Origin of the sequence: Rhodobium orientis (assembly GCF_003258835.1) — a bacterium.
GTDB classification, from domain to species: Bacteria; Pseudomonadota; Alphaproteobacteria; order Rhizobiales; family Rhodobiaceae; genus Rhodobium; species Rhodobium orientis.
The window spans coordinates 1-18,384 of sequence record NZ_NPEV01000033.1; the positions used below are offsets into that span (position 1 = coordinate 1).

At 55.9% G+C, this 18,384-nt stretch carries 16 protein-coding genes, 1 pseudogene and 1 CRISPR repeat array; of the genes and pseudogenes, 2 read left to right on the forward strand and 15 right to left on the reverse strand.

Annotation, left to right across the window (positions count from 1 at the left end):
• Window positions 1-259 precede the first annotated feature (259 nt).
• A complete protein-coding gene (locus tag CH339_RS24360; RefSeq protein WP_146610186.1) occupies window positions 260-1,321 on the forward strand; it encodes a hypothetical protein in 1,062 nt (353 codons plus the stop codon).
• Window positions 1,322-1,735: 414 nt separating this feature from the next.
• Here CH339_RS24360 and CH339_RS14780 read toward each other — a convergent pair.
• From CH339_RS14780 to ybiA, 6 genes and pseudogenes are all read right to left on the reverse strand, one after another.
• Window positions 1,736-2,728, reverse strand: a pseudogene (locus CH339_RS14780) (IS481 family transposase).
• 57 nt (window positions 2,729-2,785) lie between these two features.
• Complete coding sequence (locus tag CH339_RS14785; RefSeq protein ID WP_111435134.1) at window positions 2,786-3,952, reverse strand: hypothetical protein; 1,167 nt, start codon at window positions 3,950-3,952, stop codon at window positions 2,786-2,788.
• Entirely contained in the window at window positions 3,952-5,865 is a 1,914-nt protein-coding gene (locus CH339_RS14790) for an ORC-CDC6 family AAA ATPase (RefSeq protein WP_111435135.1), read from the reverse strand. Before CH339_RS14790 ends, CH339_RS14785 begins: the two co-directional genes overlap by 1 nt.
• On the reverse strand, window positions 5,865-6,986 hold the full coding sequence (locus CH339_RS14795) for a phosphoribosyltransferase-like protein (protein WP_111435136.1): 1,122 nt from the start codon (window positions 6,984-6,986) through the stop codon (window positions 5,865-5,867). The genes CH339_RS14790 and CH339_RS14795 overlap by 1 nt, the downstream gene beginning before the upstream one ends.
• Window positions 6,983-8,923, reverse strand: a complete 1,941-nt coding sequence (locus CH339_RS14800; protein WP_111435137.1) for an HAD hydrolase family protein — start codon at window positions 8,921-8,923, stop codon at window positions 6,983-6,985. The genes CH339_RS14795 and CH339_RS14800 overlap by 4 nt, the downstream gene beginning before the upstream one ends.
• 23 nt (window positions 8,924-8,946) lie before the next feature.
• On the reverse strand, window positions 8,947-9,495 hold the full coding sequence (gene ybiA, locus CH339_RS14805; RefSeq protein ID WP_111435138.1) for a riboflavin biosynthesis intermediates N-glycosidase: 549 nt from the start codon (window positions 9,493-9,495) through the stop codon (window positions 8,947-8,949).
• Window positions 9,496-9,592: 97 nt separating this feature from the next.
• On the opposite strand from ybiA, the gene CH339_RS24365 reads away from it, so the two are divergent.
• Window positions 9,593-10,075 (forward strand): hypothetical protein, encoded by a 483-nt coding sequence (locus CH339_RS24365; RefSeq protein WP_146610187.1) that lies wholly within the window; start codon window positions 9,593-9,595, stop codon window positions 10,073-10,075.
• A 216-nt stretch (window positions 10,076-10,291) separates the two neighbouring features.
• On the opposite strand, the gene CH339_RS14810 is transcribed toward CH339_RS24365, so the two are convergent.
• The 9 genes from CH339_RS14810 to cmr4 all read right to left on the reverse strand — a co-directional run bounded on the left by CH339_RS14810 (window position 10,292) and on the right by cmr4 (window position 18,374).
• The gene (locus CH339_RS14810) at window positions 10,292-10,837 is read right to left on the reverse strand and encodes a recombinase family protein (RefSeq protein ID WP_111435139.1); all 546 of its coding nucleotides are present in this window, start codon (window positions 10,835-10,837) and stop codon (window positions 10,292-10,294) included.
• A 143-nt stretch (window positions 10,838-10,980) separates the two neighbouring features.
• Window positions 10,981-11,898, reverse strand: coding sequence for a hypothetical protein (locus CH339_RS14815; protein ID WP_111435140.1), 918 nt, complete (start codon window positions 11,896-11,898; stop codon window positions 10,981-10,983).
• Window positions 11,895-12,182 carry a CRISPR-associated endonuclease Cas2 gene (gene cas2, locus CH339_RS14820; RefSeq protein ID WP_111435141.1) on the reverse strand — a complete coding sequence of 96 codons (288 nt, stop codon included), beginning with the start codon at window positions 12,180-12,182 and terminating at the stop codon, window positions 11,895-11,897. The genes CH339_RS14815 and cas2 overlap by 4 nt, the downstream gene beginning before the upstream one ends.
• Before the next feature lie 7 nt (window positions 12,183-12,189).
• Complete coding sequence (gene cas1, locus CH339_RS14825; RefSeq protein ID WP_111435142.1) at window positions 12,190-14,262, reverse strand: CRISPR-associated endonuclease Cas1; 2,073 nt, start codon at window positions 14,260-14,262, stop codon at window positions 12,190-12,192.
• Window positions 14,263-14,422: 160 nt separating this feature from the next.
• A CRISPR array of direct repeats spans window positions 14,423-14,803; the repeat unit is 37 nt; unit sequence GTCAGCTGACCCCCCAGCCACCGGCTGGGATAGAAAC.
• Window positions 14,804-15,020: 217 nt separating this feature from the next.
• Window positions 15,021-15,548, reverse strand: a complete 528-nt coding sequence (locus CH339_RS14830; protein ID WP_111435143.1) for a hypothetical protein — start codon at window positions 15,546-15,548, stop codon at window positions 15,021-15,023.
• Window positions 15,545-15,838, reverse strand: a complete 294-nt coding sequence (gene csx16, locus CH339_RS14835; RefSeq protein WP_111435144.1) for a CRISPR-associated protein Csx16 — start codon at window positions 15,836-15,838, stop codon at window positions 15,545-15,547. The genes CH339_RS14830 and csx16 overlap by 4 nt, the downstream gene beginning before the upstream one ends.
• Complete coding sequence (cmr6, locus tag CH339_RS14840) at window positions 15,835-16,941, reverse strand: type III-B CRISPR module RAMP protein Cmr6 (protein WP_111435145.1); 1,107 nt, start codon at window positions 16,939-16,941, stop codon at window positions 15,835-15,837. Before cmr6 ends, csx16 begins: the two co-directional genes overlap by 4 nt.
• A 4-nt stretch (window positions 16,942-16,945) precedes the next feature.
• Entirely contained in the window at window positions 16,946-17,428 is a 483-nt protein-coding gene (gene cmr5, locus CH339_RS14845; RefSeq protein WP_111435146.1) for a type III-B CRISPR module-associated protein Cmr5, read from the reverse strand.
• Window positions 17,421-18,374 carry a type III-B CRISPR module RAMP protein Cmr4 gene (gene cmr4 / locus CH339_RS14850; RefSeq protein WP_111435147.1) on the reverse strand — a complete coding sequence of 318 codons (954 nt, stop codon included), beginning with the start codon at window positions 18,372-18,374 and terminating at the stop codon, window positions 17,421-17,423. The genes cmr5 and cmr4 overlap by 8 nt, the downstream gene beginning before the upstream one ends.
• Between the last annotated feature and the right edge of the window lie 10 nt (window positions 18,375-18,384).

Below are 18,384 nucleotides of genomic sequence, written 5' to 3' on the forward strand. Positions count from 1 at the left end.
TCCCAACCTCTTTCCTGATTGTGCCATCGCTTCCTCCCGTCAGTGAAATATAGCACGGAAAGAAGCTTAAGAAGACACGCTGTTCTTGCTTTTGCCGCGTCGCAAAGCGGAGAGTTCAGCGATCTGGCTATTTGGGCCTATGGCGGCATCATCCTTGCGATCTCTGCATTCTTTGCATGGCGTTCGACGCGCAAGAGCAAGGGCACCTCTCCAACATCAAGCAGAAACGATACCCCACCCCCAAACGATTGAGGGCGATATGTTTCAACAACAATTGAGAGAACCAATTCTTAGACAGAGGGTCGCGAGCAGTCTTGCGGCGTTCAGAGTAGGCCGTATCCCGGTTGGATCGGCGTTTGCGGTATTGGGAATTTTGTTTGCGGCTTTTACGAACAACACCGCACGCGCTGACAATTGCTTCCCGAATAGCCTTGCCCCCGTTGTAATGCAGGAATTGCGGTCGAGCTTAGAAAAGCACTTCCGCGGGCGGCAAAAGGTCCATTGGTACAGCACCAGCGATCCTCGGCAGGCAAAGGCGGTATTGGATGTCGTCCGAAATGCATTGCCCCCCAGCACGCCAATCGCCGAGATCAATCAGATTCACTTTCTTCGGGTGCCAGACGGGCGTTCGCTGCTGCTTTACAGCGATCACCAGCAAACGTGCGGTTTTGCCGATACTGTGCTTCTCGACGACGACACCACACGGATTGCGATCAGTGCAGCTCACCGAATCCTGGAAGACGAAAGGGATAAAGCCAGAGCTCAGGCGAGCGATCGTTACCCGGCACGAGAAAAGCTCCTGCTCCTAAGGAATCTGCTCGTTTCCCATGAGCTTCGCCAGAAAGCACCAGCGCATCTTTGCCAGGAACTGAAATATGATCCCGAAATTGGAGCCGTTCCTGAACTCCTGGAACTCGAAGAAAACGCCTCCTTTCGCCGAACGCCGGTTCGCTATCTCCACAACGATCGGACAGATAGCTCCGAAGTTGTCGACGACTTGTTTCGAAACGCTGCTGGCGACGAGAACTTCGGCTCGTTCTGGCCCGTAGAACACATCATCCTTATGCAGAATGGCGACTTCACCGACATTCTCTTCGCCAATAATACCTATGTCTGCGGCTTCGGGCCGTTCGCATCATTCCATGCCGACACCGTGGAATCCTGGTTCCAACCGTTCCAAAAACCTGACCGCACGACCCGGCCGGGTGATCCCCTTTTCAATATGAGCGAGGACGAGCGGAAAACCTTCCAGATGATGCAGGGCATCATTCAGGGCGAAAAACCCGTCGAAGGGCTGCGCCCGCTTTTTGGGAACAATTAGCAGTAGGAAAGCCCCTTAAACGTCGACATTGCAGACGTTCGTCTTGGTCCGCCCAATGGTTGGCCGAGCCGGCTCTTTGCCTTCCAATTCAGGGAAATTGGTTTCGGCTGTGATGGCACTTTCGGCTGCGCTTCGCCGCAGTCCACAAAAGCCTCATTGGCGACCGCAGCGGCGAAAGTAGCCTCAACCTCTCCGTAAACGACCCCGAACCGATGCGGATGCGCGTGCGGTAGCCCATTGGCGGAATGATCTAAAGCCCGCGATCAGTGCCCCGGCCAACTCAAAATGCGTACCTCACTTCCGAATGGAAGCGCGATTCACGAGGTCTCCTCCCGACAGATCTAGGCCCTATCAAGGCCGAAAGCTAACCGCTTCCATGGAATAATGCAGGATTGCCGACTGTCGAAACGCGCACTAGATGTTTAACCTCGGCATTTTCTGGAGCGGATTGAGCTTGAAGCGTTCCGGCTGTGAGGTCCATTCTTTGCAGATGAACTCGTAGGGGGTGAGGCCCTTGAGGGTCTTGAGCCTGCGAGCGAAGTTATAGGCCGAGACGAAGTCGGCGAGGTGTTGCTGGAGCTGATCGTGGCTCTCGTAATAGAAGCGCTTGACGGTGGCGTTCTTTATCGTGCGGTTCATCCTCTCGACCTGTCCATTGGTTCAGGGATGCTTGGCCTTTGTCGTGCGATGCTCGATATCGTTGGTGGCGCAGGCATATTCGAAGGCGTGCGCCCTGAAGATTTCTCCGTTGGCTATGGCCTCTTTGATCAACGGCACTGCTGAACCTCCGGCGCCGGGCGTGGTAAACTGGATCCCATTGTCGGTGAGCACGGTGTGGATCTTGTAGGGAACCGCCTCGATCAACCGGAGCAGGAACTCTCTGGAGATGGCTGTGGTCGCCTTCTCGTGCACCTCGACGAAGGCGAACTTCGAGGTGCGATCGATGGCGACGAACATGTGCAGCTTGCCCTGTTCAGTCCCGACCTCGGCAATATCAATGTGGAAGTAGCCGATCGGATAGCTTTTGAACTTCTTCTTGGAAGGTTTGTCCCCTTCAACATTAGGCAGCCGGCCGATGCCGTGGCGCTGCAGACAGCGGTGCAACGACGAGCGCGTCAGATGCGGGATCGTTGGCTAGAGAGCATAGAGGCAATCATCGAGCGGCAACAGCGTGTAGCGTCGAAAGGCGACAATGACGGCTTCCTCTTCCGGTGAAAGCACCGTCGATTGCGGCTCACTCGGACCGGTCGGCAGATCGGCCACCGAGGACCGCTTCTTCCACTTCGCCACAGTCTTCTGGTTGATCCCGTAGCGCTTCGCCAGAACTCTCAGGCTCTCTTGACTATGTTGTATCGCTCGACGGATCGCCGCAGTCGTTTTGGCGCTCCCATGGTGAACCTGGCCCATAGCGCATCCTTTGATTCGAGTGACAAGGATGCCCCATCAAAGCCTGGGATCAAACATCTAAGCCCGATACGGGTCGCCCGTTAGCACCAAGGCGCAAAGGTCCGGCCTGGTATTTCGCAGTACAACAGGGTCCGCGACATATCGTTTGGGTTCGGCATACGGAATTGCAACGCTTGAACCCTCGCCGGTGGAAGTGACTTTCGCCTCAAAGCAGGCCAATGCGCATCCAATTGTGATAAGCTTGCTTGAAAGCGGCGTCACGATTAGTCGACTATCTCCGATTACGCCCAGCGAATCTCGGTATCGCTGCATGGCCTCGAGGAGTTGCCTGTATGCTTCAAACGGATGGCCTTCGTGCGCATAGATGATATTGCCAATTGGCGTTTGCCGTTTCGAAAATAAAGCATCATCGTATTCTAGTAGCAACCGATCACCTCGACGTGGATCGCTTGATGGATGTGGAAGGACAGGACAGATTTCAGCCCACGTCGGTACTTTGCGCTCGATCCTTAGCACCTGCCCTAAGCGGTTTTCCCCCAGAATAGGAAACCATACCATCGGTAGGTCACTCAGCGTTTCCGACTGAAATGCTTCGGAATACCCTGGAACAAAAACGAGTTCATTGGCGGGATCTTCAGCGCTGATTTTCCCGTCGAGGGCAGGATCTTCTGCTACGAGAACCTGTACAGTAACTTCCGATGCAAGTGAGCAATCTCCGTTCTTGACGGGCACAACTCGGGCCAGAACGGAAAGGAGCACCGACAGATACACAATTCTCGGAAGAGAGCTTACGTCTATGACGAGATCAGTAATACATTCTAAAGAGTCCAACATCTGCCGCACACCTTGCGTAAGCGCCATGGTCGAGCTTATGTCATCGTCGACTTCGGGCGCTCCAACGCTGATGCTTCTAACCTTCCCAATGCTTTTAAATATTTCCTCAAAATTCGCCCCATTCTCCTGTGTTATTTCTTTTAATTCGTCGTCCAAATTGTAGTTTGGGAATTCAACTAACAAGAGTGTGGCGGTCTCAATAGGGATTTCTGACGCGGCCAGACGCTCAACAAACTTACGAAGGACATCAACTGCTCGCACATCGAAACCAAGTCCAGCTATGTAAAGCAGCTGAAACTTTGAATCATCCGACTTTTTGTCATTATAGATTTCGTCCCAAAGATCCTCAACGGCGGAACCTTTGCGGAAAACGTAGTTCTGCCAAATCATTATCCGAGCTCAAGCCTCCCCACCGGCTGATAGCCCCTTTCCATCCAACTAGACAGGCGTTGAACAGTAGCTTCCTGCCACCCCCCATACTGTAAAGGGAGATCATAGTATGCGCACATCGTGCGATTAAGATAGAATACGTAACCTCCTTCGCGGTTAGTGCTGGGAGAGCTTTCTCTCATTACCAACAGGTTTTCAGCCACACATTCGAAAAGTACTCGTTTCAACCTTTCTGAGGTCGCATCAGATCGAGTGTTTAGTTGTTCAAATTTCGAAAGCTCGGATGCCGGCAATCGGACGCCCGTTACCCCAGGAGCGTAGGGCGCGTTTATCTGAAAAGTTCGATCACGGCAGAAATACCCTATAGAGTCTAAGAGCCTCTGCGCTTTTGAGCCTTCCTTGTGGCTGCGAGTTATGAAGGACCTTTTACTCGTGGCAATGTCCTTCAAGCGCTTCTGCTGTTCGACTGGAAGAAGCTCAGGGTGGGTTTTTCTGCGCAGGACTTGCTTTGCTTTCATACCTTCATAGAGGGCTGCTGCGAGAGACAGCAATTCCTCGACGTTGTTGGTCGCCATGGCGCATACGCGTTCGAATCCGTAGTAATATGGCAGGTCAATTTCTTTGTGTGCGAAAATTTCCGCTGCCGACCTAATTGACGCATTTTCTCTATCTTCAAGTTCATAACTACTTAGTGGGCTCATATCGAACGATAGCTGTCGGCTAGCCTTATCTCGGGCTATAAGGATGCGAGTCGCGTATAGGGCGACTATCGCTTCGAGACCGGCACGCCGGTCCTTGGCTTCGCCAATCCACTCAGAGTATCGAAGGGTTTTCGACTGCTCATCCGTCACTTCGTTGAACCGACGCTTTGCCGCCTGGAAAAGCTCCTCAATTTCCTGTGAAAATAGTATTTCTTGGAGAAATTGAGAAAAAGACTGACCTGGAACAACAGATTGCATCTGAAAACGTCGATCTAAGACGTTATGAGCAAAACTAATGAATTGTTGTTTATTGCTGCCACCTCCCCAAATCTCCTCCAGCGGATACTCCCGAATATCGCGGCCTGTCCGCACGCCTTGAGATAAGAACCGGTCACCAAAAGCGATCGACCTACTGGCGAGCCAGATCGGAATTTGTGGCCGCAACTGAACAAGTTCATCCAACAACTGAGATCGCTGCCCTCTTCGTAACGCCTGAACGTCGTCGATCATAAGCAATCGAACAGTGGCAACCTCCCGGTCCCTATGAAGAAAACGCACTGATTGAAGCCAAAGCACTGCCTCGAACCGGGTATGAGCAGGAGGTGAATTGTCCGGTGTCTTTGGAGCGGATATATCGAGATATTCGTAGACGAGCCGCTCTTTCTCCCGGGCCCATCGAAGCATTTCGTGAGGGGAGGAAAGGCGCGGAATCGACTGGGATCCATGTACCTCTTCCACATAATCCAGCCTAACATCGCTAAGTGGGTCCGCTGCTAGGTGGCTCAGGAATTCTTCGAGGCTTCGAAGAGCCCGCATCACGATCCTGCAATCGAGAAGTGCGCGGAATACACCGTCGCCCGCGGCCGATGCCCCCGGAGGAAGATCAGCAAAACCGGAAGAGCACGACAGCATCACACCGAGCATCAATGGCCCTTCGGCCTCGCTGATCACGCCCCTGCCAACTAAGAAACGACTAGTTTCAACCTGGCTAGGGCCCGCGTTCCAGAACGCTCTTAATGCGCTTGGGGTAAAGGCACGCATGATCGTCGATTTTCCACCACCCGGAGGGCTCCGAAAAACATGCACAGCGCCCGCGAAACAATCCTCGTGAAGTTTTTCGAGAATCTTAGGTGAGAAAAGATGCGCAAAATCTTGATCGGAGGTCGTACGCTCGGACATCCGCTCAAGGAATGGATTAGAACGATAGGCCATCACGTCTCACGATGGCGGCTTACGCGTGGGAAAAGCCCAAAAAAGGCATACTCCTCTGGCCCCCACAAAAGATAAATGGAATTATTGGGTGTGTTGTGGGAAAGTACGAGAGGAAGCGCACAATCGGCGAATCCCATCATTGCATTTTCGGTTCCGCCGATTGCAATATGCCGATCACTAGCGCGTGTGTCATAGTATTTTTCTTTTTTGGCAATTTTTATTACGTCCGAGTCCTCTGGATCGGTGAGCGCATACTCCTTCTCGATAGGATGCAAAACCACTACTTTTGGGGGCTTGAAACCGTGCTCCCCCGCGAATCTCTCACTCCAATATTCAATGTGATCTATAGCCTGCCTTGTCGCAACATATAAAAGAATGTAAACTTCATAGTATTCTCGGCTAACAAGATCGCCTTCGTGTATTCTCTCGTATATCTTTTTTATTTTCCCTTTGTAACTTCTTTCTGTATTGTCATATCTTATATATGTGTTCCCACTTCCTGAAAAATCATCAATTAGCCATACAAGATTGAATCGCCCTTCTTCATCATCGCTCCTGTTAAAATCCGATCTGAATTTCCTAACATTTTTACGCAAGGCCTCAAGCATATCTCCCGTTTTCGCTTCACCTAGTTCATAGGCCTGCCATATTTGCTCATTGCTAATTGCCCCGTTACTTGCGCGCCTTAGTTCATTTGTGTGAGCGCCGTCGCTAAGCCCTAGATACAGCGATCGAATGCGCAATTCTTCAAAACGCCAATGTCTGGACAACGCTTCAACTTTATGTAGCGGTATCTCATCTTCCTCCGCAACAAGCCTCAGCCGTTCCTGAACAATCACGTCGGGATAGGAGATTTTCACAAGATGAGACATCTCCTTTTCGGAAATAAATATCAGTTTGTCCAATATTAGGGAGAGGGCGACAGGCCGATCAGGTTCCTCAAATTGATTCAGCCATAGAGCTAAGCTCTCAATAAACTGCTTTCCAGGCCCGTATCTTTGGTATTCATTATATTTATATTCGGACAGAAACTGCAGTCTTGTCGAGTTCTTCACCACTGTTTCGGAGTCGATCCAGCCCATTACTTGAGCCAGTATCTCTTGGGCATTCACCTCCTTCATGGCGCGTCCCCTGAAATATCGAAGCGAAAGGTACGATCACCGGAGATTTTAGTGCGGTCGAGATACCATATGGTGGCATCGACATCGCGCTTCAGTTTCGGCGCAAGCTTCCAACCCCTGTCCAGCCTTCGAGATGGAGAGTCTACACTGAGCGAGTATCTGTGTTGCAGCAATGCAGCATCATTGCCTGGCCACGCGCCCAGATCTCCCATCGTCACAATCTCGTAGGGATCAATACGGCATTCTTGAATGATATTGGCAATTAGGTGCGACTTACTGACGCCTTCAGACAGGATATCAATCGAGTGCTTACTACGCGAAATCGTCGCAGTTTCAAGGCCAGCATGTTTTAGAGCATCAGCAAAGACGAACCACATGTCTTCCGTGCTCACTCCGTTGCTAAAGCGAACGCTTAATTGATAAGGTGGGTTTTCGCGTATGTTCTGGATCGGGACACCACAGGATTTAAGATTAGTCACAATACGCTTGGCATGTATCAGGAAGTCGCTCGAAACAGAATGCGGGAGAATTGACGTTCCCATTGTCCCGATCCAGCCGCCGTTGTAAAGCCCGAGACGGATCTGCGGCCATATCGATTTATCAAAACGCTTTTCAAAACTCTCGGCTATTGACCCCCCACGGCCGGAAGCGATGCCTATGACAATGCCAGCTGCAGCGAGCTTTTCTATGTGCCTACAAACGGATTCGGAAGGAGGCTTGTCCCGCGCACTAGAGCTGCAAATTGTCCCATCGTAGTCGAATACTATCGCTTTGAACCTCTGTTTTTGAAGCGAATTTTCGGCTTCAATACGCGCCCTTCGAATCTTACCGCTCGATTTAGCGGATGGCCAATGGGCGCCAAGGACTTCGTATTTCGAATCTTCACCACGAATTGCCTCCTCAGCCGGTGGTGGTATAAGATCTTGAAGGTCGGCATAGTAGAGGTGTCTTCCAAGGTCTGATATCATTGGCTTCGCAATATTCTTACAAAGCGCATTCGCGGCCTCCGATACCAGATACATACCACCAATGAGTCCGGAGATAAGGTGCGAGGGCGAAGCCCCACCGACAGACATCTCAAACACAACCACTTGACTTGGTACACGCGTTTTCATGTCCTCCCAAAGCCCCTCGACGTTTGGCTCTGAAAGGATGAGTATTGCCGTGTCTTCAGGGCGCTCGGTAAGCCAGAGGTGTCTTCCATGCGCAAACGATCTAAAATCCGCGAGTTGAACGAAAAACAGAGCGGACTCAGAAAATCTTGACTCCAGATCCTCCGCTATCGGACGAAGTAAAGGTGAATAGATAATTATCAGGCCTCGCCGGCTCTGCGCTTCGGCCATAAAGCGGCGTGAACGATCAACCCATTCCTGAAGGCTTAACTGGCCAAACCTGATGCTTGATAGATCGGTGAGGTCGAGCTCCCCCTGCCCATCAAGCTCTTTGAAGGCGCGAGCGACCAAAGTTGCGCTATAGGCGAGACTGTTTGTCGCTAGATAGCCATCTTTCTCGACTAAACTGAAAACGTGAGAGGTAACATCGTTCAGTGCGTCGACTCGGCCCATTAAAGGGCTCGTTTCCCGGTTCGTAAGAACATGGACGGCGCGAGAGCTATGCTGACGTGCGCGCTGGAGCGCTTCGATAATATCCGGATTCTTGCCCTCAGCTGAGAAGAAGAAAAGCGGGCTGCCGGAGGCCAATGTTGGGTTGCATATCAACTCCAGTGGCGTAATGGGTCGAGAAATCCGGCCTGTATATGCCTCGTGCAGACTGCAAAGAAGTGAGGCCACAGTATAAGACCCGCCCGAGCCAACGCCAATCACACTCGATTGACTGGTCGCCGCAATCCCTTGCTTGAGATCATCGATGGGAGCTGCAATAGCTTTTCTGACGGTTTCATTCAGCTGCTCAAGCTCGGCCTCATATGGAGTGGTCATGCTGGTTCTGTGTCCCGCGGCTGTCAGCAATCGTCTTCAGCACGTCCCGTCGCGCGTATTTCAGCACGTAGTTCCATTAGCATTCGCCCCAGCATGTTTTCGCCCTTCCCATTGACTTCTCCCCAGAGCCGATTAACAGCGTTATTCGTGCGAGCAACTTCCACCAGTTGAGCGTCGCCGGTGGCCGCAAGCAACTGAGCTAAATCATTGTGCTGGGTAAATTTTGCTTTTAATACAGCTCGCATTCTATCGAACTTGATCTGCGACCAGTTCGGCACGACCTCCCAAGTGTAAAGGCCATGAGCTGCCATTGCAGCTAGCGCGGGTGTCGGGGCATTCAGAATCCATTCTCGCACCGCGGGCTTAGCTGCCTTGCCTGCCTGATAGGCATGTTCAGCGGTAGGGTATTTTGTTCCTTCGAATATGACCTCTCGACGATAGAGGTTACTGAAGGCTCCATAAGGCTTTTCGTTCGCTCGATAGAACTCTATTCTCAGCCGAAATTCAGAGTCGCAGCTGTCGCTGTGATCGAATGTTTGGTCTGAGGATTTGGCATAGTTATATCGGATCATATTGCACATTTCGCATGTTATTGGATACGCTACCCACGGCCCTACAGCGCCGCGCGTTCAGCACCAAGTTGCCACTCGTTCCGCATAAAGGCGAATCATGGAAAGTCCAAATGATCATTCATTGGAAGCAATCCACCGCGATCTCGCATTGGCCAATTCCTACCGCCTTGAATTCATTAAATCACTTTTGTTCATCGCGGGAGCACTGTTCGCGTTCTCTGTCTCTTTTCGGCCAAGCTTGGTTCACGTTGAGTTCGCGCTGGCATTTTGGTTGGGATGGATCGGACTGTCGTGTTCGATGTTTGGCGGGTTCGTGCAGCTTGCAGCTTGGGAGCGCATCTACGCGAGCTATCAACGCTATGAAAGGAAAGAGGCAGACGGCACCCGATACCGCAAGCGTATGGGAAAATGGAAGACCGCCTCATTAATTGTGCAACTCGCAGGATTCGTAGTCGGAGTATCCGCGCTTGGTGGGTTCACTGCTTTGAACTTGGAAAATATAGCTGCTCCAAGCCAACCCAGTTCGCTTGAAACCGAACCACTTTCGACTAGCACCTTAGTTAATCCGCAATTATATTGATGGCGATGGCGGATTTTACAACGTTGCTGCGCAAATGCAGTCAGTCCGCTAGTGGGTCCAACTTGGTCATTCGTGCAAGTCACAGCGCATTTCTGCTGCCCGCCCAATCTGGCAATTAGATGCGTTGCCGCAAGGGGCTGGGTCGTCCGCGGCGAGAGGCGCGCCGATGTCGACGTCAATAGGTAACGTCCTGGCCGGCCTCGAACTTGAAGCACGCTACGCAACGCTCAGAATCCGGTAGACTTGCATGCGGGAACACCCCAAGGTCTTGGCAATCTCTGTTGGCGACGTGCCGTCCTCATGCATTGCCAACACCTTGGCGCGATCGATCCGCTGTTTTCCACCCTTGTAGACCCCGTTTGCTTTCGCCCGCTCGATCCCTTCGCGCTGCCGCTCCTTGATGAAGCGGCGTTCCATCTGGGCGACCATACCGAGCACAGTCAGCACGACATGGCCCATCTCGCCGCGCGTTGACACATGCGGATCAAGAATGGTGACGAGCGCGCCTTTCTGCTCGCAATCGTGGATGATGTTCAATACATCGCGTGTGTCACGGCCGAGACGGTCCAGGCGAGTGACGATCAACTCGTCGCCGGTTCTCAGAAAGTCGATGATGGTTTTGAGTTCTTGACGGCCGTCGAGCGTGGCGCCTGAAATTTTCTCCGAGCGGATGATCTCGCACCCTTCCGATTTCAACCGGGCCCGTTGAACCTCAAGGTCTTGGTCGGTGGTGCTGACGCGTGCGTAGCCGATTTTTGTCATGTGTAACCTCAAGCTTTAAGCCCAAGGCTACAGTGTCACAAATAGTCGATGTCAACCCAGATGTTACGGCGTTGACCGGAGAGTTGTTACGTCACACCAGGGTATACTCGACCGTGACAGGCTGCCTCGCGATATCTTGCCCGTTAGACGATGTGATAGCGGCCGAGGCCAAGGCTCGCGCCGCGCCCGACATGGATGACTTCGCCAATAAGAAGAGCCGCCTGAATTTGTTCGATCGGACAGGAAAGCGCCATCGAAACGGGCGGAGAAAGTGCATTGGCCCAGCGATGACCACCTTGGGCAGGACATTCGACGCTCGTCATTTGGACGTCTTCGATCGCAACTGCCCGTGCAGCCTCAATGAGCGTATCGTATTCTTCTGCCAACGATAGGCCGTACCAGGGCGCCATCAGCGCCGTCCGGCGCACGATCCGCTCAAGAATGAGAGTTGGGGACGTCAGAACGTTCCCCCTTTCAGCATCGATTGGGGTAAGGAAGACCAGTTTGAGTTTGGAGGTTGGACATGTCAGCGGCACAAGAGCCTGATCACGGAAAACGATCACTTTGACGGGCTCGACTGACTTAGGCACGAACAACGATCCATCTCTGGCGAGTTCGCGCCATTTCACCGATTGGCGCATCGCGGCGACCAGCGCGTCGGCGACAGCATCTGTGCGCTCGCGGGCCGCGCCGAAAACCGCCAGTCGCACCCGAAGTGCTCCGTCCTTTGCCACCAGCGCTTCCAAGACATAGGGTTTGGCGATTTCGCTCGAGTGATCGCCAAGCCGGATAGTTGGCCGCGTGCCGAAAAAGATTTCGGCCGTCGACGTTCTCGGCCAGGTGCAGGGCCGGCGATCGCGCACCGCGTCGGACGCGCTTTCCAGCAAAACCTGCCCGAGTGCACCGCGCAGCTTGTTGCCAATGCTTGGGGTAGCGGCGAAACCGGCCATGCCGGCAAGGTCGATCGCTACAACGTCGGTTTGCCAGATCGCCGCCAGTTCGCTGAGCGATGCGGGTCTGACGCCGCGGGCCAAGGCACTATTGAGGGCCTGACCGGTCATAGCAGGATGAATGCTCCCTCTTCCGGCAGCGGTGCGCCGCCAAACGTCCGGCTCTTCTGCAACCCTTCGCGCGTCAACACATAGAGCCTGAGATTGTCGCCATCATCGACCAGCGCCGCCGCCGCATCAAACAGCCTATAGGCGCGGCTCGGCGTCATCCGGCCTTCGAACACGCTTTGCTGCACCCGCACCAACCGATCTTCCAGGAAATCGGCGACCCGCCGCCGCGTCTTGGCCCGCGCGATGTCGTAGCAAAGGACGATCGTATGTTCGCTCTCGGCCATTCTAACCTCAATAGTCCACCTCAAATGGACGATAGGTCTTTCCATCCTCGCAATGGGCTGCGAACCGATGTGCCTGCTCGACAATCAGCCGACGGAAACGGACCCGCCGCGTTTTCGGCGGCCAGGTAATCGGCGCGCCTGCCCTGGCCTCATAGGCGCGGATCAAAGCCTCACCGCCGGCGCGGCGCATGTGCCAGCCGCCATCCAACCGGCGCTCGAACATGTCCCGGCGCAGTATGCGCCGATTGGTGACATAGACGAACAAACCCTCGATCAGATGAGCGCGGAACTCCTCCATCAGGTCGTAGACGCATGCATCGCGCTCGTCGGAGACCGCGTGCAGCGCGCCGAAACCGGGATGCAGGCCGGCCGCAAGCACGGCGATCGAGACGTCACGATGCAGCAGCCAGGCGAGAAAATTGAGCGCGATATTGGCGGGGCCTGGGTCGTCCTGCCGGTTCCGCCGAGCGAACCGGAAGTCCTCATGGGCGAGCGCCGACACCGCCGGCCAGTAGGCGGCCGTGCCGGCGCCTTCATAGCCCATGATGCCGGCGACATCCGCCGCGCCGAGAACGCGGCTGGTGTCGTTGCGCCCGATCAGGCCGGTGAGTGTCGCAATCGCCTTGGTGACCGCGACCGGCAATGTCTCGCGCTCGCGGCTCAGCTTGCGTAGCAATGCCCTTTCGTTGCGCAGCCGGGCCATAACCAGAATCCGCGCCAGCGTGAGCCGCTTGTCCTCGTCAAGAACGACCACCGCCTGGGCCAGATGCCGCTTTGCGCGGGGCTGAAGGCTGGACGCCAGAATGCCCTGCGTCATGCCGCGACCGTCCACAAAGCAGATCGGCGTCGCCGTTGCCAGGCCGTGATCGAGCGCGGCCGGCGTCGCCTCGACTTGCGGGCCGAGGTCGATCCTGTCGAGCCGCTGGTGCGGCACCGCGATCAGTTCCCGCCATTCCGCTGGGGCTCCGGTAAGCGGATCGGGACTCGCGACCATCTCCTCGACCGCGAAGGCCTGATTGCGGATCGAAAGCCGCCGACCGCGCTGCATGACGTAGAGATTACGCAAACCAGGCGCATAACCCCGGGCCTCCTTGGCCGCCAGATCGGCTTCCGTCGCCCGTTCGGCTTCTTCTTGCGCGGCATCTTCGCGCGCGATCTGCGCCAGGGTTTTCTCGGCGCTGAAACCGTCCGCTTCCTCCGGCGCCACCTTCAACGCCAGCGAGCGCACGAACATGTGGCCGAGAAACTTGAAGCCGCGCACGAAATCGGTGACGTCGGTCTTCTCCTTGTTCAGTTTCAGCCCAAAGTCACCGAGCAGGGCCGCGACGTCGTTGAGAACGTCTTCCGCCTTGTCGCCGCTGCGGGTCAGGATCACGAAATCATCGGCGAAGCGCACGATCCGTGCGCCGCGCTGGTCGAACGCCTCGTCGAGGCGATCGAGGTAAAGGTTGGCCAACAGCGGCGACAGGGGCGAGCCCTGGGCAAGCCCGCGGCCATGCGGTGCGCCATGGGACAGCCACAGCGCGATCAACTCGCTCAGCGGTCCGGGCGTCAGGCTTTCGCCGAGCCGGGTCAGCAATAGATCGTGGGGAATGGAGTCGAAATAGTCGTCGATATCGGCATCGACCACATGAACCAGGCCCTCGCGCTGTAACGCCTGGATCCGCGCCACGGCCTGATAGATCGAACGGCCCGGACGATAGCCGAAGCTTGCCTCTTCGAATTCCTCTTCGAAGAACGGCATAAGGACGGTGGCGACGGACGTCTGGATGATGCGGTCGACCACCGAGGGGATCGTCAGTCGCCGCACCCCGCCGGAGCGTTTTGGAATGTCGACCTGGCGCATCGCCCTTGGGTGATAAAGCCCCTCGCGCAGATCATTGGCGAGTGTGCCGATCCGCGCCTCCGCGCGAGCCGAAAAATCGTAGACGGTCATCCGGTCGCCGCCGGCGGCGCCGGCATTCTGCCACACCTTGGCCCAGGCCGCCCGCAACGCCGAACGTCGGCAGGCGGCATCGAACGCCTTTTTGTCATCGACGAGAACCCGCCGGGGCCCCTTGGTTCGCCTTGATTGAGCCATTTTGCTTTGGATATTATAAATTACATTGTAGAATAAGTAACATACAGGAAAGAGCTGCACAATTGTTTATGTTTTGTTCTATTTTTATTTCACTTGAATCCTCTTGCCTTGGAATTTGGCTTCGTTTCTTATTGTTCTGCAATGTGATATCGAGGGGTAAGTCAGCTGACCCCCCAGCCACCGGCTGGGATAGAAACGTGAGTGCCGCCGCGAGGGAGGCGGTAGTGATGTCAGCTGACCCCCCAGCCACCGGCTGGGATAGAAACGGAGGGCCGTGGTCAGCAGGCCGAGGTGGTGGGTCAGCTGACCCCCCAGCCACCGGCTGGGATAGAAACCAGCGGCCTGCCAGTTGCCGTACTTGAAGTACACGTCAGCTGACCCCCCAGCCACCGGCTGGGATAGAAACGCGGAAAACTGGTTGTAGAGCTCCTCGACGAGTCAGCTGACCCCCCAGCCACCGGCTGGGATAGAAACAAACACGTGACACCGACGGTGGTGTTGTGCGTCAGCTGACCCCCCAGCCACCGGCTGGGATAGAAACTCCGCGCCGCAGCCGGGACGTCGGCTTTCGGCGGTCGGCCGACTCCCCAGCCATCGGCTGGGAAAGAGGGAGAGACCGGTCGCGAAGCGAGCCGGCGAGCCGTTGGCAGACCTCAAGCGCCGGGGGCTGCTGAAGACAGTGCTCCGTGCTGAGGCGGGATTTCAGTGGGGGCGTTTGCGAGCGATAACGACGGGCGCATTACCCTGTCGTCCCTATTTCAGCTCGGCCGATTGCGGTTCGAACTCATTACGGCGTGTTCAAAAGCGATCGCGCGTTCGAAATCGACGATAATCGTCTTCTCAGCACGCGACACCGACACCCAGTTCGTTTCTTCCTCTTCCGCTGCATCGATGGTCGGAAGCACGATCCAATAGGCTCCGGACGACAACGATTTGACGAACTTCCACCGTTCGAAGGCGCTGTCGAGAAAGCGCTCGACTTCCTGCCAGAACATTTCTTGAGCATGTTCTTCGCCGCGATGGTCACGCATCAAGAGCTTCCAGCCCTCATACTGCGTTCGACGCCGCTTCTCCCGCGCAGTTTGCTGCAAGTTCATCACCGTTCCGACAAGAGCGGTAAAAATGACGAAGGCGAGGACATTGTCGGCCCACCATTTCCGGTCGGCAAAATTGTTGAAAACGTCCGAAAAAAAGCCGGTGCCGAATTTTGCGAGCGCAAACAATATTGCCACCACCAAGGCGCCGAGCAGCCACGAATAGTCGTCGAGAAAGCGGCGGATGTTCATTGCCCGATCCTCTTCACCTCGAACTCCTCGAACCTCGCACCGAACGTTTCCATATCTTCGACCGTGAGTTCCTGGCCGCGATGTTGGAGCGGGACATCAAGCCTCAAGTGCAGGTAACGCGCGCCGCGCCGATTGATCTCGGCGACGAGGTTGACCGGCAAGGTGCCCAGCACCGTGTCGCCCGATTTCACCGTCTCCACATCCAAATGGCTGACCGCTTCCGCCGCGATCCCTTGTCGCCGCGCCCATTCGACGGCGCCCGAATGGCGGGTCACGAAATAGGTGGTCATTGATCAGTCGCCGGTTCGTCGGTCCTTGAAAGAAGGTCAAGCTTAACCACTTGGTTGGACCCCTTTCCGCCACCTTCTAGCGTAACTTTCGCTAAGCCCTGTGCCGGAAACAGAGTCGCTATCGTTGCGGTCCGACCACGCAATTTCGGTGCCGGGTGCTCTTGCGATATGACAACGCGGTCATTTTCGGCCAAAGGGGCATTGGCCACATTCACGAACTGCCCGAAGCCGACCGCCGTCTTGGCGCCGGCGCCGATCCATTCCAGGGCGGCCTCCAGCAGCGCGTAGCCCTCCTTGAGGTCCGCCAGCGTGCCACCTCGGCTCCGGCCGAGGGCAAAGAGAAAGGTCTGGCCTTCCTCCACCACAAGAAACGGAATCGGTATCGGGTTGTGCCAGTCGCCGGGGGACAGGATGACCTCGGGCGCTCCCTTGTCGATCATCGGCTCCGCGCCCTTGGCGCGCCAGCCGCCGTCATGCGGGGTGAGCACCTCGCAAGCACATTTGACCGGCGCGACGGGCAAGGCGTCGAATACGATCAGGCGGCCCATGCGCGGCGCGCGCTGGTCACGTGTAACGCCACGTTTTGCGTCGTGATCGTCCTTGCGGGCCGGCCCGTAATTGCCGAACAGGTCGACGATGCGCTCGAACCAATCTCGGCTGTCCGGTTCGCCGCCATCGCCTAGTGCTTGCCAGTGATCGGCGAAGGCGCGCATCAGCCCCTTGATGCCGGAAGCTGGCAGAAAGGGAACTCCGAGCGTGTGATGAAAGACAAAGCCGTTCTCCACGCCATGCTCATAGCCCATGCCGGTAACGAAGCGCGACACCGTCTCCATACGCACCGGCTTGATGTCCGCGCCATCGGGCGTAAGCGCGCGGGCAAGGCGTTCGATCCGCTCGCAATGTGCCGCGAGTTCTTCGGCACGGCCGAGCCCGGTACCGTCCCGGACAAACCTGTTGATCCAGTTCTTCTTCTCGTCGTGGAGGCCGAATTTACCCTCTTTCTCGTGCCACTTATCGACGAATTTGTAGAACACCAGACCGGCATTGGCTGCCTGAGCGCCGATGAGATCAGGTAGCTTTCGATTTCCCGGAAGAGGCAGCATCGCGTTACGCCTCTCCCTGTTCCGGGGGGGCGATCAAGGCCTCGGCGAAGGTCTTCAGCCATTTCACATAGGCCATGAGCTCCTGTTGCGCGCGCAGCATGTCGCGCTCATTCTCGTGCATGATCGCGGTGATCAGCGCCACGGCCTTTTTCTTGACTTCATCGTCGTTGTTAGGACCATTCGGGATCGCGAATCGGACCGTCAAATATGGCGATGTCTTCCAGCCGTTGTCTCCACCGGCAAGCCACAGAAGGATGTGCGACAGCAGGGCTGCGTGGCCGTCGCCAATGTTGCCGCTGCGCGAGGCGCCGGCAAGCTCAAGGGCAAGTGTCTGCCCGAGCCCGTTCATGGTAAGAAGCAACGGGAGAGACCGCACATAGGCGCGATATTCGGTTTTGAAGCCGGCTCCTTCGACACGCTGAACACAAGCAAGCGCGTGAACGGCGCGTTGCTGGTCCAGCGTCGGTATGGGCTGCTTGTCAGGCATCGCTGCCTCCGTCGGCGACACGGACCGAGAACCAGCCTTGGCCGATCGTCTCGTTGCCGCCCATCTGGATAAGCACCTCTTCCTCGTCGTCTTTCGTTTCGCCTTGATCCGCCGGTCGTTTGAATTTTGCCAGCAGAGTGTCGACCGCTCCGGCCTTTCGCTCGCTCAAGATGCTCCACATTACCGTGTCGGTTGCGAGCGTTTCCTCCGCCCAAAGCGCTCCGCCTTTGACGATCTTGTTTTCGTCGAGCGCATTGCGCATCGCGACAGGCAGGCCGAAGGTTGCGAACCAACCAAAATCGGTATCGGACAGGACGACAAACTTTCTTCCGAACGCCTCTTCGCTGGGCGCCGATCGGCCCATCAGGTTGCGAAAGAGTTTCCGCAGTTCAGCTTTCGTCTCGCCACCGTGGCTAAATTCGCGCTCTTCAAGCCCGAGCGGCACCGGGTCTTGACCATGGCTGATCGTCTCGCCGTGATACTGCCCGTTTGTCACGTCGGGAACGTCCGTAGCGCTTTCCAGCCCCGCTCGCGCCCGGTCCCTGAGGAGGCGATTTATGATCGTTGGGCAGGTAACAAGCTTGAAACTGTCCATGGTCGAGCGAACCGGCAGGAGCGCCAGCCGCGCCTCGCCGAACAGCAGGGTTCCCGCGCCCTCGTCGCTCGCGGCCTCGCCGCCGCCCTTGCCGAACAAGAAAAGCGTGGCGGCCTTCTCCACGCGTTCTGTGCGACTGTTGCCATCATCGTCGGGTCGGGTAGCCTCCTCTAGGACTTCCGCATTGTTGAACCAAACTCGCCACGCCCCTTTGACGCCTGAGCCGGGCACATGCGGAAATCCGGTCGTGCTCTCTCGCGCAACGGGCAGGTCGATCGCCTCGGCCGCCTTGCCGATGCCCACATGCACCGGTGTTTCAGCAACCATCCCCAAAAGCACCGTCTTCGTCATCCCAGCGTCC

What these genes read in the sequence shown, in the direction of transcription:
- CH339_RS24360 (WP_146610186.1), top strand. Translation starts at nt 260, where the DNA reads ATGTTTCAACAACAATTGAGAGAACCAATTCTTAGACAGAGGGTCGCG.
- CH339_RS14785 (WP_111435134.1), bottom strand. Translation starts at nt 3,952, where the DNA reads ATGATTTGGCAGAACTACGTTTTCCGCAAAGGTTCCGCCGTTGAGGAT.
- CH339_RS14790 (WP_111435135.1), bottom strand. Translation starts at nt 5,865, where the DNA reads ATGGCCTATCGTTCTAATCCATTCCTTGAGCGGATGTCCGAGCGTACG.
- CH339_RS14795 (WP_111435136.1), bottom strand. Translation starts at nt 6,986, where the DNA reads ATGAAGGAGGTGAATGCCCAAGAGATACTGGCTCAAGTAATGGGCTGG.
- CH339_RS14800 (WP_111435137.1), bottom strand. Translation starts at nt 8,923, where the DNA reads ATGACCACTCCATATGAGGCCGAGCTTGAGCAGCTGAATGAAACCGTC.
- ybiA (WP_111435138.1), bottom strand. Translation starts at nt 9,495, where the DNA reads ATGATCCGATATAACTATGCCAAATCCTCAGACCAAACATTCGATCAC.
- CH339_RS24365 (WP_146610187.1), top strand. Translation starts at nt 9,593, where the DNA reads ATGGAAAGTCCAAATGATCATTCATTGGAAGCAATCCACCGCGATCTC.
- CH339_RS14810 (WP_111435139.1), bottom strand. Translation starts at nt 10,837, where the DNA reads ATGACAAAAATCGGCTACGCACGCGTCAGCACCACCGACCAAGACCTT.
- CH339_RS14815 (WP_111435140.1), bottom strand. Translation starts at nt 11,898, where the DNA reads ATGACCGGTCAGGCCCTCAATAGTGCCTTGGCCCGCGGCGTCAGACCC.
- cas2 (WP_111435141.1), bottom strand. Translation starts at nt 12,182, where the DNA reads ATGGCCGAGAGCGAACATACGATCGTCCTTTGCTACGACATCGCGCGG.
- cas1 (WP_111435142.1), bottom strand. Translation starts at nt 14,262, where the DNA reads ATGGCTCAATCAAGGCGAACCAAGGGGCCCCGGCGGGTTCTCGTCGAT.
- CH339_RS14830 (WP_111435143.1), bottom strand. Translation starts at nt 15,548, where the DNA reads ATGAACATCCGCCGCTTTCTCGACGACTATTCGTGGCTGCTCGGCGCC.
- csx16 (WP_111435144.1), bottom strand. Translation starts at nt 15,838, where the DNA reads ATGACCACCTATTTCGTGACCCGCCATTCGGGCGCCGTCGAATGGGCG.
- cmr6 (WP_111435145.1), bottom strand. Translation starts at nt 16,941, where the DNA reads ATGCTGCCTCTTCCGGGAAATCGAAAGCTACCTGATCTCATCGGCGCT.
- cmr5 (WP_111435146.1), bottom strand. Translation starts at nt 17,428, where the DNA reads ATGCCTGACAAGCAGCCCATACCGACGCTGGACCAGCAACGCGCCGTT.
- cmr4 (WP_111435147.1), bottom strand. Translation starts at nt 18,374, where the DNA reads ATGACGAAGACGGTGCTTTTGGGGATGGTTGCTGAAACACCGGTGCAT.